The sequence below is a fragment of the Glutamicibacter sp. St.4D3 genome, from assembly GCF_059728615.1.
In genome coordinates this window covers 2,325,659-2,340,091 of record NZ_AP039380.1, presented here as the reverse complement: position 1 = coordinate 2,340,091, position 14,433 = coordinate 2,325,659, and the positions used below count along the sequence as shown (strand labels likewise).

14 protein-coding genes are annotated in these 14,433 nt (G+C 65.5%); 11 read left to right on the top strand and 3 right to left on the bottom strand.

The window, feature by feature from the left end; translation table 11 throughout:
* Positions 1–200: 200 nt before the first annotated feature.
* The 4 genes from rplM to AC6I21_RS10730 all read left to right on the top strand — a co-directional run bounded on the left by rplM (position 201) and on the right by AC6I21_RS10730 (position 4,303).
* Positions 201–644, top strand: a complete 444-nt coding sequence (gene rplM, locus AC6I21_RS10745; protein ID WP_138177241.1) for a 50S ribosomal protein L13 — start codon at positions 201–203, stop codon at positions 642–644.
* Positions 645–682: 38 nt separating this feature from the next.
* Positions 683–1,186 (top strand): 30S ribosomal protein S9, encoded by a 504-nt coding sequence (gene rpsI, locus AC6I21_RS10740; protein WP_138177243.1) that lies wholly within the window; start codon positions 683–685, stop codon positions 1,184–1,186.
* 187 nt (positions 1,187–1,373) lie between these two features.
* A complete protein-coding gene (gene glmM / locus AC6I21_RS10735; protein WP_497762372.1) occupies positions 1,374–2,720 on the top strand; it encodes a phosphoglucosamine mutase in 1,347 nt (448 codons plus the stop codon).
* 194 nt (positions 2,721–2,914) lie between these two features.
* The gene (locus AC6I21_RS10730; protein WP_497762371.1) at positions 2,915–4,303 is read left to right on the top strand and encodes a UDP-glucose dehydrogenase family protein; all 1,389 of its coding nucleotides are present in this window, start codon (positions 2,915–2,917) and stop codon (positions 4,301–4,303) included.
* A gap of 129 nt (positions 4,304–4,432) precedes the next feature.
* Here AC6I21_RS10730 and AC6I21_RS10725 read toward each other — a convergent pair whose 3' ends face one another.
* The 3 genes from AC6I21_RS10725 to glmS form a co-directional block, all read right to left on the bottom strand.
* Positions 4,433–5,872: an NAD(P)H-hydrate dehydratase gene (locus AC6I21_RS10725; protein ID WP_497762370.1), complete on the bottom strand. Its 1,440-nt coding sequence runs from the start codon at positions 5,870–5,872 to the stop codon at positions 4,433–4,435.
* Positions 5,873–6,042: 170 nt separating this feature from the next.
* Positions 6,043–6,396 carry a holo-ACP synthase gene (locus AC6I21_RS10720; RefSeq protein WP_138177255.1) on the bottom strand — a complete coding sequence of 118 codons (354 nt, stop codon included), beginning with the start codon at positions 6,394–6,396 and terminating at the stop codon, positions 6,043–6,045.
* A gap of 111 nt (positions 6,397–6,507) precedes the next feature.
* A complete protein-coding gene (gene glmS, locus AC6I21_RS10715; protein ID WP_138177258.1) occupies positions 6,508–8,379 on the bottom strand; it encodes a glutamine--fructose-6-phosphate transaminase (isomerizing) in 1,872 nt (623 codons plus the stop codon).
* Between the two features lie 135 nt (positions 8,380–8,514).
* Between glmS and coaA the strand changes: the two genes are divergently transcribed.
* The 7 genes from coaA (at position 8,515) to tsaD (ending at position 14,148) form a co-directional block, all read left to right on the top strand.
* Positions 8,515–9,474, top strand: coding sequence for a type I pantothenate kinase (gene coaA / locus AC6I21_RS10710; RefSeq protein ID WP_421014011.1), 960 nt, complete (start codon positions 8,515–8,517; stop codon positions 9,472–9,474).
* Between the two features lie 96 nt (positions 9,475–9,570).
* Positions 9,571–9,963, top strand: coding sequence for a large conductance mechanosensitive channel protein MscL (gene mscL, locus AC6I21_RS10705; protein ID WP_138177264.1), 393 nt, complete (start codon positions 9,571–9,573; stop codon positions 9,961–9,963).
* A 191-nt stretch (positions 9,964–10,154) separates the two neighbouring features.
* Positions 10,155–11,324, top strand: coding sequence for an alanine racemase (gene alr / locus AC6I21_RS10700; protein WP_497762368.1), 1,170 nt, complete (start codon positions 10,155–10,157; stop codon positions 11,322–11,324).
* Positions 11,317–11,928, top strand: a complete 612-nt coding sequence (gene tsaE, locus AC6I21_RS10695; RefSeq protein WP_497762367.1) for a tRNA (adenosine(37)-N6)-threonylcarbamoyltransferase complex ATPase subunit type 1 TsaE — start codon at positions 11,317–11,319, stop codon at positions 11,926–11,928. Before alr ends, tsaE begins: the two co-directional genes overlap by 8 nt.
* Complete coding sequence (gene tsaB, locus AC6I21_RS10690; protein WP_497762366.1) at positions 11,925–12,599, top strand: tRNA (adenosine(37)-N6)-threonylcarbamoyltransferase complex dimerization subunit type 1 TsaB; 675 nt, start codon at positions 11,925–11,927, stop codon at positions 12,597–12,599. The genes tsaE and tsaB overlap by 4 nt, the downstream gene beginning before the upstream one ends.
* A complete protein-coding gene (gene rimI / locus AC6I21_RS10685) occupies positions 12,596–13,081 on the top strand; it encodes a ribosomal protein S18-alanine N-acetyltransferase (RefSeq protein ID WP_497762365.1) in 486 nt (161 codons plus the stop codon). The genes tsaB and rimI overlap by 4 nt, the downstream gene beginning before the upstream one ends.
* Entirely contained in the window at positions 13,078–14,148 is a 1,071-nt protein-coding gene (gene tsaD / locus AC6I21_RS10680) for a tRNA (adenosine(37)-N6)-threonylcarbamoyltransferase complex transferase subunit TsaD (RefSeq protein WP_497762364.1), read from the top strand. The genes rimI and tsaD overlap by 4 nt, the downstream gene beginning before the upstream one ends.
* Positions 14,149–14,433: the final 285 nt, after the last annotated feature.

Sequence of the window (14,433 nt, the reverse complement as noted above, 5' to 3'; positions counted from 1 at the left end):
GCCACAGCGTGACGGCTTAGTTGCATAGCCGCTGGTCTGCTGGGCATGCGAACACCACCTGGACGGCCGGTTAAATCAGTCCTCACCTGACGTACTGGTCCTGACACAAAGTAAACACGACAGTGCTTGTCCCTGATGGATCTCACGCCATGACACCTGCAGCTGTTTGACCAGAAACGAATCAACGTAAGGCAATTACTGTGCGTACGTACACCCCTAAGCCGGCTGACCAGACCCGTCAGTGGCACGTCATTGACGCCACCGATGTTGTGCTCGGCCGCCTGGCTGTCGAAGCAGCGACCTTGCTGCGCGGCAAGCACAAGGCTACTTTCGCCTCGCATATGGACATGGGCGACCACGTCATCATCATCAACGCTGAGAAGGTTGCCCTGACCGGCAACAAGCTGGTGCAGAAGCGCGCTTACCGCCACTCCGGTTTCCCGGGCGGTCTGAAGAGCTCGAACTACGCCGAACTGCTGGAGAAGAACCCGGTTCAGGCTGTCGAGAAGGCCATCAAGGGCATGCTGCCGAAGAACAAGATTGCCGCAGCCCAGCTGAGCAAGCTGAAGGTCTACCGTGGCGCTGAGCACCCGCACGCGGCCCAGGCTCCGAAGCCGTTCGAAATCACCCAGGTCGCCCAGTAGTCCTGGCCCCGAGAAGAAAAACTTATTAGGAGATAATCGTGGCTCAGAACGCTGAAGAGATCAACGAATTCGAAGGCGACACCCCGTCGACCTACACCACCGAGTCGGCCCCGGCCGCAGCTGCCGGCGGCGACGTCGAGCGCGCGCCGCTGACCGTGTCCGGTGGAGCCGTGGGACGCCGCAAGCAGGCCATCGCCCGCGTGCGCCTGGTGCCGGGCAACGGCACCTGGACCCTGAACGGTCGCGACCTGGCAACCTACTTCCCGAACAAGCTGCACCAGCAGGACGTCAACGAGCCGTTCAAGGTCCTGGGCCTTGAAGGTTCCTACGACGTGTTCGCCCGCATCCACGGCGGTGGCCCCTCCGGCCAGGCCGGTGCACTGCGCCTGGGCATCGCCCGCGCGCTGAACGAGATCGACCGCGACGCCAACCGTCCGACCCTGAAGAAGGCCGGTTACCTGACTCGCGACGCCCGCGTCATCGAGCGCAAGAAGGCCGGTCTGAAGAAGGCCCGCAAGGCCTCGCAGTTCTCCAAGCGCTAAGCAGTACCTGCGCAGGACAAACCCCATTCCCGGGATCTTCCGGGTGTGGGGTTTGTCCCTTTTAAAGCACTAATGTGAAAAACCGCTGCCCGGGCGGTGCGACGAGCATCAAATTTCACTCACGAATGGGGTTCCGGCACCCAAATCAGCGCTTTTTCGCCCCGTTCAAGGCATATGATGGTGGACGATGGCAAGGTTATTTGGGACCGATGGGGTCCGTGGAAAAGCGAATGAACTGTTGACACCGGAGCTGGCGATGCGTCTGTCGCAAGCCGCCTCGGTGGTTCTGGGGTTGAGCCAGTCTGAAGACGGCCGGCGCCCGGTAGCCGTAGTGGCTAAGGACCCGCGCATCAGCGGCGACTTCCTCTCCGCTGCGATTGAAGCGGGCCTTTCGGCCTCCGGTGTGGACGTGAAGGACGCCGGCACCCTGCCGACCCCCGCCGCCGCATTCCTGGTAGGCGACCTCGGGGCCGACTTTGGCGTGATGATCTCCGCCTCCCACAACCCGGCGCCCGATAACGGCATCAAGTTCCTGGCCCGCGGCGGGAAGAAGCTGGACGACTCGCTGGAGGACGCCATCGAGGCGTGCCTGCAGATGGAGCCGCCGCGCCCCACCGGGGGAGCGGTGGGACGGGTCTCGCGTTTCGCCGACGCTGAGGACCGCTACGTGATCCACCTGCTGCAGACCCTGCCCAATCGCCTGGATGGGCTGAAAGTGGTGCTGGACTGCGCCCACGGCGCCGCTTCGGGCTGCTCCCCGGAGGTGTTCAACGCAGCCGGTGCCGAGGTCGTGGTCATTGGGGCCGAACCCGATGGCGTGAACATCAATGACGGCTACGGTTCCACCCACCTGGAGAAGCTGCAGGCCGCCGTCGTGGAGCACGGCGCGGACCTGGGCATCGCCCACGACGGGGACGCGGACCGCTGCCTGGCGGTGGACCACGAAGGCACCGTCATCGACGGGGACCAGATCATGGCCATCATGGCCCTGGCCCTGAAGGAACAGGGCAAGCTGAAGGATGACGTGCTGGTCGCCACCGTCATGAGCAACCTGGGTCTGAAACTGGCCATGGAAGCCAACGGGATCACCATCCGGGAAACCGGGGTGGGGGACCGCTACGTGCTGGAGGAGATGAACGCCGGAGGCTACTCGCTGGGCGGGGAACAGTCCGGGCACGTGATCTTCAGCGAATACGCCACCACCGGTGACGGGGTGCTCACCGGGCTGCAGCTGGCCGCCCGGGTCAAGGCCTCGGGCCAGTCCCTGAAGGAACTGGCCCAGGTGCTCACGGTGCTGCCGCAGGTGCTGATCAATGTGCGCGGGGTGGACAAGGCCGCCGTGCACGACAGCGCCGAGGTCATGGCCGCGGTCGCCGTCTCCGAGGAACGCCTGGGCAGCACCGGCCGGGTGCTGCTGCGCCCCTCGGGCACCGAACCGGTGGTACGGGTGATGGTGGAGGCCGGAAGCCAGGAACAGGCCCGCAGCGAAGCCGAACTGCTGGCCGCCGCGGTCCTGCAGCACCTGGCGCTCTAGGAACGCCAACACACCGTTGTAACACCTGCGTCCCGGATCCGGCCCGTGCCGGGTCCGGGACGAGAATTTATCCAGTGTTTGCCGCTGGTTGGGCAACATCCCGCCCTGCCCGAATGCTGCGGGCCATAAACTCACGGCGACGCGGCCAACACCGGCCCGCCCAAACGGCGGGCAGCAACTGATGGGGGTAGAACATGAGTCTACGCGTGAGTGTTATCGGCACCGGATACCTGGGTGCCACCCATGCCGCCTGCATGGCCGAACTGGGCTTTGAAGTCATTGGCCTGGACGTGGACCGGGAGAAGCTGGACGCGCTCTCGCGTGGCATCCTGCCCTTCCACGAACCCGGGCTGCCTGAGCTGCTGCAGAAGCACGTGGCCGGCGGACGGCTGCGATTCACCGACTCCTACGCCGAAGTCGCCGCGGCGGCGGACATCCACTTCATCACCGTGGGCACCCCACAGCGCACCGACTCGCAATCCGCGGACATGAGCTACGTGGACGGCGCGGTGGACAGCCTGCTCGAACACGTCACCGGCCGCGCCCTGATCGTGGGCAAGTCCACCGTGCCGGTGGGCACCGCCCGCCGGCTGAGCGAACGCATCAAGGCCGCCGCCAGGCCCGGCAGCGACATCTCCCTGGCCTGGAACCCCGAGTTCCTGCGCGAGGGATTCGCCGTCAAGGACACCCTGCGCCCTGACCGGCTGGTCTACGGGGTGCAGAACGAACAGGACCTGGCCCGGCTGCGGGAGGTCTACGCCGACATCCTGGCCCAGGACACCCCCGAGGTGGTCACCGACCTGGAAACCAGTGAACTGGTCAAGGTCGCTGCCAACGCGTTCCTGGCCACCAAGATCTCCTTCATCAACGCCTTCGCCGAGGTCACCGAAACCGTGGGCGGGGACATCCGCACCCTGGCCGACGCCATCGGGTATGACGCCCGGATCGGACGGCGCTTTTTGAACGCCGGGGTGGGCTTTGGCGGTGGCTGTCTGCCCAAGGACATCCGTGCCCTGCAGGCCCGGGTCTCCGAGCTCGGGCTGAGCCAGACCATGGGGTTCCTGGCCGAGGTGGACCAGATCAACCTGCGCCGCCGCGACCGGGTGGTCGCGCTGGCCGAGGCCATGCTGGATTACAACCTGGCCGGCAAGCACGTGTGCGTGCTGGGGGTGACGTTCAAGCCCGACAGCGACGACGTGCGTGACTCGCCGGCCCTGGACATCGCGGTACGGCTCTACAACTCCGGAGCGGACGTGTCCGTGTATGACCCGGAAGGCAACGACAACGCCCGGCGCCGCTTCCCGCGCCTGCACTACGTGGATTCCTGGAAGGAGGCCGCGGCGGACGCCGATGCGGTGCTGCTGCTGACCGAATGGGCCGAATTCCGTGAACTGCAGCCCGAACAGCTCGGCGCCGTGGTGCGCCAGCGGCAGTTGATTGACGGGCGCAACGTGCTGAACCGGACCCTGTGGCGGGAGGCCGGGTGGACCATCACCGGTCCGGGGGAGCGCTTCGAGGTGGCCAGCCCCGAACTGCAGACCCAGTCACTGACCGTGGTGCCCGTTCCGGGCACCGACAACTAGGTACGGCGACGCCCGGCAGCAGAAAAAGAGCCGCCGGACATCCGCAAAAACCCCAAGGGCCCGGCCCCAGACCCACAGGATCGCTGCTCCTGCGGGTCTGCGGCCGGGCCCTTGGTCGCCTGGCGGCGGCTAGAAGCCGAAGCGGGCCATCACCCGGGGCAGCACCTCGATCAGCCGGGTGGCGCACACCGTGGAGTCCTCGGCGGCGACGCGTCCCACCTCGCCGTGGATCACCGCGGCGCAGGCGGTCAGCTCCAGCAGCCGCTGGTTGCTGACCAGCGCGGTGCCCTGCACGCCGGTGAGCGAGGAGTCGCTGAGCAGGGTGCCCAGGATGCCGGTGAGCACATCCCCGCTGCCGGCAGTCGCCAGCTTCGGGCTGGTGTGGCAGACCACCAGGGTCTTGCCCCCGGGCTCCACAATGTAGTTCGTTGGCCCCTTCAGCAGCACCACCGCGTTGTAGGACAGCGCCGCCCACCGGGTCCACTTCTGCGGCTCCTCGGCAATGTCCTGGGCGGTAACGGTGATCCCGGCGCGGCGCAGCAGCATCCGCAGCTCCTTGGCGTGCGGGGTGAGCACCCGTGGCTGCTCACTGGGTCCGGCCGGGACAATCTCCAGCCCGCTGGCATCGATGACCGCCGGCTGGCGGCTGCTGAAGACCTTGCCAATCACCTCGGACGGCTGGCCCGAGGGGTCCAGACCCGGTCCAATCGCCCACGCCGAAATCTTCGCCCCGCGCCCATGCAGGTGGCGCCGGGACTGGGAGAGCGCCTCGGCGACCTCCTGATCGCCCAGCGGTACCGCCTCGGGGGCGCTGGCCGCCATGTAGGCCTGCACCTTGTCGGGCATGTGGCTGCGCAGCAGCCCCACCCCGGCATTCAGGGCGGCACGGGCGGTCAGCTGGGCGGCGCCCGGGTAGCGGTCGGAACCGGCGATCAGGCCCAGCACGCCGCGCTGGTACTTGTGGCGGGCGGCGTCCCGCCAGCTGCGGTGTTCGTCCAGCAGCTGCCCGGCAGCCTCGGGGTCCACCAGCCAGGCCATGGGGGACTGGGCGGAAAAATCAAAGTCGAGGGTCACCAGGGACAGTTCCCCGGTCAGCAGCGGCCCGTCACCGGTCAGCAGGCCCTCCTTCAGGGCTCCGAACGTCACGGTGCGGACGGCGGGGAGCGCCGCGTCATCCGCGGCACCGGTGGCAGCATCCAGCCCGGAGGGCACGTCCACCGCCAACACGGGCACGCCGCGCGGGACGGTGGGCAGCTTGGCACCAGGGCGGTAGCCCAGACCGTAAATGGCATCGATCACCAGATCGGCACCGGAGGCCGCCTGCGGCGCGTCCGCGGCGGTGGTGATGGTGCCCCCGGCGGTGCGCAGTTCCTCCAGCGCCGGGGCGTGGGACTTCTCGCTGAGCAGCACCGCGGTGGCGTTGTGTCCCTGGCGGGCCAGGTTCGCCAGCGCGTAGAGCCCGTCTCCGCCGTTGTTGCCCGGGCCGATCAACCCGACGATGTTCTTCCCCGGCTCGCCGTGCAGCAGCTGCACGGCCGCGTCGCTGACCGCGGCGGCCGCCTGCTTCATCAGTTCCTCGGAGCCTCGCCGGGAAATTTCGGCCTTCTCAACCGTTCGGACCTGCGCAACACTGAAGACGGGGATCATAGATTCAGAATACTCACCGTAGCTTGGCATGGTGAGGTTTAAGGCGTCCCGTGTCGTAAACTCCCAGCCGGGGTGGCGGGATAGTAGCGGCACTAGGCGCGCTCGGCGACCACCATCGCCACCGCCATGTCCCCGTCATGGCTCAGGGACAGATGCCAGGAGTGGATGCCGCGCAGCGCCGCGGCGGTGGCCACACTACCCGTCACGTGCACCTGCGGGTCCCCGGCCGCGTCCTTGATAATGGAGCAGTCCTGCCAGTTCATACCCGCCGGGGCGCCCAGCGCCTTGGCAATGGCCTCCTTGGCGGCGAAACGGGCCGCCAGCGAGCGCAACGGCAGGCCGCGCTCTTCCGGGGTAAACAGGCGCCCTTCCAATGCGGGGGTGCGTTCCAGCTGGCGTCCAAAACGTGGCACATCGACAATGTCCACGCCAATTCCTGCGATCATGCTTCCTAGCCTAGGGGATCAGAACGGTCGGGCCGGTAGTGCCCAGGGTGAACGAGACAACGGCCGGGCACCACCTGCAGGTGGTGCCCGGCCGTTGCCAGAGGGGGCCGTTTACTCGACGGTGACCGACTTGGCCAGGTTGCGCGGCTGGTCCACGTCATACCCCTTGGCGGTAGCCAACTCGCAGGCGAACAGCTGCAGCGGCACCGTGGCCAGCAGCGGCATCAGCAGGGTCGGGGTCTCGGGCAGGTAGAAGACGAACTCACCGTAGGCCTTGACCGCCTCGTCGCCTTCCTCGGCCAACACCAGGGTCTTGGCGCCGCGGGCGCGCACTTCCTGGATGTTCGAGACAACCTTGGAGTGCAGCGAGTCCCGCCCACGCGGGGAGGGGACCACCACGAACACCGGCTGGCCGTCATCGATCAACGCGATCGGGCCGTGCTTCAGCTCACCGGCGGCGAAGCCCTCGGCGTGGATGTAGGCGATTTCCTTCAGCTTCAGCGCGCCCTCCATGGCCACCGGGTAGCCGACGTGGCGACCCAGGAACAGCACCGAGGTGGCGTCGGCCATGGAGCGGGCCAGTTCGCGGATGGCATCCGAGCGGTCCAGGATGTCCTGGATCTTGGCCGGGATCTTGCCCAGGTCGGCCATGATGTCCTTGATCTGACCGCTGAACAGGTTCCCGCGCAGCTGGGCCAGGTAGAGGCCCAGGATGTAGGTGGCGGTGATCTGGGCCAGGAACGCCTTGGTGGAGGCCACCGCGATCTCCGGACCGGCGTGGGTATAGAGTACCGCATCGGATTCACGCGGGATGGTGGACCCGTTGGTGTTGCAGATGGACAGGGTCTTCGCGCCCTGCTCCTTGGCATAGCGCACGGCCATCAGGGTGTCCATGGTTTCCCCGGACTGGGAGATGGAGACGATCAGGGTGTTCGCATCCACGATCGGCTCACGGTAGCGGAACTCGTGGGAGAGCTCGACCTCCACCGGGATCCGGCACCAGGACTCGATGGCGTACTTGGCCACCGACCCCGCGTAGGCGCTGGTGCCGCAGGCCAGCACCACGATCTTGGTGACGTTGGCCAGTTCCTCGGCGTCAATGCGCAGCTCATCAAGGGTCATCCGGCCCTCGGCGTCCGAACGGCCCAGCAGGGTGTCGGCCACCGCGGCGGGCTGGTCGTAGATTTCCTTCTCCATGAAGGAGGGGAAGCCGCCCTTTTCGGCGCTGGCCGCATCCCAGTCCACGGTGAATTCCTTGCCCTGGGCGCTCTCACCGTCAAAGCCGATGATCTGGTGGGTGTCCGGGGTGATGGTCACGATCTGGTCCTGCCCCAGTTCCACCGCCCGGCGGGTGAAGTCAATGAAGCCCGAGACATCCGAGCCCAGGAAGTTTTCGCCCTCGCCCAGGCCCAGTACCAGTGGGGAGTTGCGGCGGGCGGCCACCACGACGCCCGGGTGGTCCTTGTGGGTGGCCAGCAGGGTGAAGGCACCCTCCAGGTGGTTCACGGTCTGCCGCAGCGCCTCGGTCAGGTCCCCGGTGCCCAGCTCGCGGTAGGTCTTGCCCAGCAGTGCCGCGGCAACCTCGGTGTCGGTCTCGGACAGGAACTGCACGCCCTCGGCCAGCAGCTGGGCCTTGATTTCGGCGAAGTTCTCGATGATGCCGTTGTGGATGACGGCCAGGTTGCCGTTGTCCGCCAGATGCGGATGCGCATTGACGTCGGTGGGCCCGCCGTGGGTGGCCCAGCGGGTGTGGCCGATACCGGTCTGGGAGACCGGCAGCGGGTTCTCGCTGATTTCGTTTTCCAAGTTGGCCAGCTTGCCGGCCTTCTTCCGGGCATGGATGGCGCCGTCGGCGACGACCGCAACCCCTGCCGAGTCGTAGCCCCGGTATTCCAACCGGCGCAGGCCCTCGATGAGGACCTCTAACGCATCATGACCGTTGTTTCCGGTCGGTGTACCTGCATATCCAACAATTCCGCACATGCCAGAAAGCCTACCTTTTGACGGTGCCCGGCAGATAGAAAATGTGATACCGTCCCGCCAGAAAAACCTGTGTTATGAGTCACGGGCCAGTCTCCTGTTTGGGTGTGAGGTCAAAAGTTGGCACAATTTCCTCTCGTGGAACCAACGCAGCTTCAGGACACCTCGATCTCCCCGTTTGTCGAACTTGACCGGCAAACCTGGGCTCGGTTGTCCAACAAAATGGAGCAGCCGCTGAATGTGGAGGACATTGAACGGCTGCGTGGTCTGGGCGACGGCCTGGACCTGCGTGAGGTCCGCGACGTGTATCTGCCCTTGAGCCGGCTGCTGTACCTCTATGTCACCGGTGCCGGGGCCACCCACCAGGCGACCATGACCTTTTTGGGGGAGAAGACCCGCCAAACTCCCTTCGTGATCGGGGTGGCCGGTTCGGTGGCGGTGGGCAAGTCCACCACCGCGCGCGTGCTGCAGGAGATGCTGCGGCGTTGGCCGCAAACCCCGGACGTGCAGCTGATCACCACCGACGGGTTCCTCTACCCGAACGCCGAGTTGGAACGCCGGGGCCTGATGGAACGCAAGGGCTTCCCCGAATCCTATGACCGCCGTGCGCTGCTGCGCTTTGTCTCGGCGGTGAAGTCCGGCGCCCCGGAAGTCAACGCCCCGGTCTACTCGCACCTGACCTACGACATCCTGCCCGATGAGCGCAACGTGGTGCGCTCGCCGCAGGTGCTGATTGTCGAGGGGCTGAACGTGCTGCAGCCGGCCCGCACCCGTTCGGATGGCACCGTGGGGCTCGCGCTCAGCGACTTCTTTGACTTCTCCGTCTATGTTGATGCGCGCACCAGCGATATTGAGGAGTGGTACATCAGCCGCTTCATGAAGCTGCGCTCCGGTGCGTTCCTGGACCCGGCCAGTTACTTCCACCGCTACTCCAAGCTCAGTGACTTCGAGGCCCGCGCCACCGCCCGGCGCATCTGGAAGAGCATCAACGAGCCGAACCTGAAGGAGAACGTGCTGCCAACGCGCGGGCGCGCGCAGTTGGTGCTGCGTAAAAGCGGGGATCATTCGGTCACTCGGATGCTGCTGCGTAAAATCTGAGAGTACGCTCAAAATATCGGCAACGGGCTACAAATTCTTTAGAAAATATTCCTAGATGAAGCTCTTTCAGAGTTTATCCATGTGTATGATCGACCCATGCTAAAGGGTTTCCGCGATTTCATAATGCAGGGCAACGTTGTCGACCTCGCCGTTGCCGTCGTGATTGGTGCCGCTTTCGGCGCCGTGGTCAACGCATTGGTGGATAGTGTGTTGATGCCGTTGATCTCCGCACTGGTCGGTGCGCCGAGCTTTGACGACTTCCTGGTGTTCAACATCAACGGCAACCTGATCCAGGTGGGTGTCTTCCTCACCGCCCTGGTCAACTTCCTGCTCATTGCCGCCGCCGTCTACTTCGTGATCGTGCTGCCGATGACCAAGGCCACCGAGGCCCTGAAGCGTCACCGCGGCCTGGAGGAAGAGGAAGAGGAGCCGGATCCGCAGCTGGCGCTGCTGGAACAGATCCGCGACGAACTGCGCACCCTGCGCTAAAGGCCAGTCCCTCACCCACATCAGCCAACCTTGCGGGGTGCATCACGGTTCACAGCCAAGATGCACCCCGCCTTAGCGCGCGTGACGTCCTAGCGAACCGGTGTCGCGCGCGCAGAGAAGCGAAAAGTGCGAAGATAGCAGATGTGAACTTTGAAGTGGTAGAGCAGCAAGCAGCACCCGGCGGCGATCCCATGAGTGCCCCGTGGGAACGCCGAGCCCTGGTGGACCTGTCAGCAATCCGAAACAACGTGCGCCAGGTGACCGACCTGGTGGCCCCGGCCAAGGTCATGGCCGTGGTGAAGGCCGACGGCTACGGCCACGGCGCCTACCGGGTGGCCCGGGCGGCACTGGAAGCCGGGGTCAGCTGGATCGGTTGCGCCCACGTCACCGAGGCACTGGCGTTGCGGGCCAAGGGCATCGACGCCCCCCTGCTGGCCTGGCTGCATACCGCGGACACCCCCTTCGACCAGGCGGTCGCCGCCAACATTGACCTGGGCGTCTCCGGCTGGGAACTGGAGCACATCGCCGCCGCGGCCCGCAAGATGGAAACCCCCGCGCGTATCCACCTGAAGCTGGATACCGGGCTGGGACGCAACGGCGCCATGCTTGACACCCTTCCCACCCTGCTGGAACAGGCCATGACCTACCAGAACGAGGGACTGCTGCGCGTGGTGGGGATCTTCTCCCACCTGGCGGTTGCCGATGAACCGCAGCGCCACGAAACCGACGAGCAGCTGGCCGCCTTCGACGCCGCCATCACCCAGGTGGAGCAGGCCGGATTCGACCTGGAGGTACGGCACATCGCCAACACCCCGGCCATCCTTTCCCGCCCGGACTCCCATCACGATCTGGTCCGCCTCGGCTTGGGCCTGTATGGGCTCAGCCCCTTCCAGGACGAGGAACCCTCCAACTTCGGACTGCGTCCGGCCATGACCCTGGAAACCCGGGTCGCCAACGTGAAGAAGGTGCAGAAGGACCAGGGCGTCTCCTACGGACTGAACTACCGCACCACCGGGGAAACCTATTTGGGGTTGATCCCGCTCGGGTACGCCGACGGCCTGCCGCGCATCGCCACCGGCGCACCGGTGAACATCCACGGCACCACCTACCCGGTGCGCGGGCGGATTGCCATGGACCAGTGCGTGGTGGACCTGGGCCCGGACATTGATCCGGAACACTTCCTGGGCGCCACCGCCCGGGTGTTCGGCGAATCCGCCGCGCCGGTCACCGAATGGGCCAACGCCGCCGGAACCATCAACTACGAGGTCGTCACCCGGATCTCCCCGCGCGTGCCGCGCATCTACCTGGAAGGCAGCTGGGGCGAGTCCTACCTGGACGAGGAAGAGGACACCGGTGCCTAGCACCCCGCAGCATCACATTCAGCAGGACGGGCACGCCCAGCAGCTGACCCTGCATCCGGCCACCGTGGAAGCCACCCAGGCGCTGGGCGCAGAACTCGGACGGCAGCTGCACGCCGGGGACCTGGTCATCCTCACCGGGGAACTGGGTGCCGGCAAGACCACGCTCACCCAGGGCCTGGGAGCAGGACTGCAGGTCCGCGAAGGGGTCATCTCCCCAACCTTCGTGCTTTCGCGCATACACCCCAGCCTGGTCGGCGGACCGAACCTGGTCCACGTGGACGCCTACCGGCTGAGCGACCCCAGCGAAGTGGACACCCTGGATCTGGAGGCCACCGCCCCGGAAGCGGTGACCGTCGTTGAATGGGGCGCCGGCAAGGTGGAGCACCTGAACAGCTCCCGCCTGGAATTGACCCTGGCACGCGCGGCTCTGCCTGCGGACACCACCACCGCGTCCTGGGAATTCGATGACGAGGGCAACGATGAACCGCGCACCCTGACACTAAGCGCCACCGGTCCGGACTGGGAACCGGCGCGCTGGGAGCAGCTGCGCGCGGCACTCGAAGCCACCTTGAAAAGCTTCAGCAACCCGGAAGGCCAGCCATGAGCAACTACCTGGTCATAGACACCTCGGCGCACACCTCCGTGGCCGTGATTGACGCCAACGGCACAGTGCACGCCGAAATCACCAGTGAACGGTCCAACGACCAAACCGAAACCCTGGTCAGCTACATCCACCAACTGCTCGCCCAGGCGGGGCTGGAAGGCAAAGAACTGGCCGGCATCATCGTGGGCACCGGACCCGGCCCCTTCACTGGGCTGCGGGTGGGCCTGGTGGCCGCCCGCACCCTGTCCTACGTATGGGGTGTGCCGCTGCACGGGACCATGTCCCTGGGAGCGCTGGCCGAACGGGTGCGCCGCGAACTGCAGCCGGACGCCGAATACCTGATTGCCACGGACGCGCGCCGCCGCGAGGTCTACTGGGCACGCTTCGCCGCTGACGGCAAGCTGCTGGATGGTCCGCACGTCTCGGCCGCCGGGGAACTACCGGCCCTGGCAGTACACGGTGTAGGTGCCGGACTCTATGCACAAGAACTCGAAGAGGCCGGAGCCAAGCCGGTCGCCGTAAGCCGAGATTGGCTGACCCGAGCTGCCGACCTGGGACCGCGTGCGCTCGCCGAATTGGCAGAAGGCGCGGACCTGTCTGATACCGCCCCACGTTACCTGCGCGAGTCCGACGCCCAGGTTCCACAGTTCATGAGGCAGGCCAAATCATGAGCCATGAAGCAGCTCAGTCCCTGAACCCGGTGCTGCGCACCATGCTGCCAGAGGACATCCCTGCGGTCCACGCCCTGGAAGTGGCCAGTTTCCCGGCCGACGCCTGGCCGGTGGAACTCTTCGAAGCCGAACTGTCCCAGCACGAAACCCGTGATTACTGGGTGTACGAAGCAGAAGGGCAGATCCTGGGCTACGCAGGCCTGTGCACCGTACTGCCCTTCGCCGATGTGCAGACCATTGCCATCCATCCCGATGCCCAAGGCCAGGGGCTGGGACGAAAGCTGATGCAGATGATGATTGAGCGTGCCCGGCAACGCAACGCCCGCGATGTGATGCTAGAAGTGCGCAAGGACAACCCGGTGGCGATCGGGCTGTACCTGTCGCTGGACTTTTCCAAAATCCATGAACGCGCCAAGTACTACCGCGACGGCACTGACGCACTGATCATGCGCCTACGGCTGCGCGAAGAGGAGACGAAATGAGCACGTCCAAAGCCCCCATCGTCTTGGGCATCGAATCCTCCTGCGACGAAACCGGGGTCGGCATCGTGCGCGGCACCCAGCTGCTGACCAACACGGTCTCCAGTTCCATGGATCAGCACGTGCGTTTCGGCGGGGTCATCCCGGAAATCGCGGCCCGCGCCCACCTGGAAGCCTTCATCCCGACCCTCGATGCGGCGCTCGCCGACGCGAAGCTGACGTTGGATGAAGTCGATGCCATTGCCGTGACCAGCGGTCCGGGCCTGGCCGGTGCACTGATGGTTGGTGTCGCCGCCGCGAAGGCGCTGGCCCTGGCCACCGGTAAACCTCTATACGGCATCAACCACCTGGTCGCCCACGTGGGTGTCGGGGTCCTCGGCGGCAAGCCGCTGCCCGCCCAGTTCGGGGCGCTGCTGGTCTCGGGCGGGCACACCGAAATCCTTAAGGTTACCTCGCTGACCGATGACGTACAGCTGCTCGGCGCAACGATTGACGATGCCGCGGGCGAAGCCTATGACAAGGTCGCCCGGTTGCTGGGCTTGGGATATCCCGGCGGTCCGGCCATTGACAAGGCCGCTACCCAGGGAGACCGCAAGGCATTCCGATTCCCTCGCGGATTGAGCCTGCCCAAGTTCACCGGCACCGCTGAGAACCCGGGCAAGCACCGCTACAACTTCTCGTTCTCAGGGCTGAAAACCGCGGTATCACGGGCTGTTGAGCACTTCGAGTCCCAGGGGCTGGAAGTACCGGTGGCTGATATCGCGGCATCCTTCCAGGAAGCGGTCGTAGACGTCATCACCGCCAAGGCGGTTCGCGCCTGCACCGAGAACGGACTAAACACCCTGTTGCTCGGCGGGGGAGTGGCGGCCAACACTCGGCTACGCGAGCTGCTGGCGGCCCGCTGCGCCTCGGCTGGCATCGACCTGACGGTTCCGCCGTTTAACCTGTGCACCGATAATGGGGCGATGGTTGCGGCGCTGGGGGCGCAACTGGTGGAAGTTGGCGCTGCGCCAAGTGGCGTGAACTTCGCGACCGACTCCTCGCAGCCGGTGACACAGATTGCTCTTTGACGAGATAACAGCGCGAGCCTTGAATAGGTCCGGAACTCAATAGCGACGGGAGTAGACAAAGCAACTACGCGTACTTTCGGGAGCGCAATCGTCCTGTCTCATATGTCTTCACAATATCTGCAATTTGTTTGGTATCGGGTGGCCCATGCTGGAGCCGTCGCCGGTTCGGTCCAAAAAAGTTATGCTTGTCGCGTCAATGTCTCAGTCCACTCCTTGTAGCGCCTGACGCGACCTACTCCGGCTCATGTGGAAATCCGTTTATCGGGTGGACGAAATTTGTTCAAC

Bases quoted from the DNA above. Each gene is read 5' to 3' on its own strand.
- glmM (WP_497762372.1), top strand. From the start codon at position 1,374: ATGGCAAGGTTATTTGGGACCGATGGGGTCCGTGGAAAAGCGAATGAA.
- AC6I21_RS10730 (WP_497762371.1), top strand. From the start codon at position 2,915: ATGAGTCTACGCGTGAGTGTTATCGGCACCGGATACCTGGGTGCCACC.
- AC6I21_RS10725 (WP_497762370.1), bottom strand. From the start codon at position 5,872: ATGAAGCAGGCGGCCGCCGCGGTCAGCGACGCGGCCGTGCAGCTGCTG.
- AC6I21_RS10720 (WP_138177255.1), bottom strand. From the start codon at position 6,396: ATGATCGCAGGAATTGGCGTGGACATTGTCGATGTGCCACGTTTTGGA.
- glmS (WP_138177258.1), bottom strand. From the start codon at position 8,379: ATGTGCGGAATTGTTGGATATGCAGGTACACCGACCGGAAACAACGGT.
- mscL (WP_138177264.1), top strand. From the start codon at position 9,571: ATGCTAAAGGGTTTCCGCGATTTCATAATGCAGGGCAACGTTGTCGAC.
- alr (WP_497762368.1), top strand. From the start codon at position 10,155: ATGAGTGCCCCGTGGGAACGCCGAGCCCTGGTGGACCTGTCAGCAATC.
- tsaB (WP_497762366.1), top strand. From the start codon at position 11,925: ATGAGCAACTACCTGGTCATAGACACCTCGGCGCACACCTCCGTGGCC.
- rimI (WP_497762365.1), top strand. From the start codon at position 12,596: ATGAGCCATGAAGCAGCTCAGTCCCTGAACCCGGTGCTGCGCACCATG.
- tsaD (WP_497762364.1), top strand. From the start codon at position 13,078: ATGAGCACGTCCAAAGCCCCCATCGTCTTGGGCATCGAATCCTCCTGC.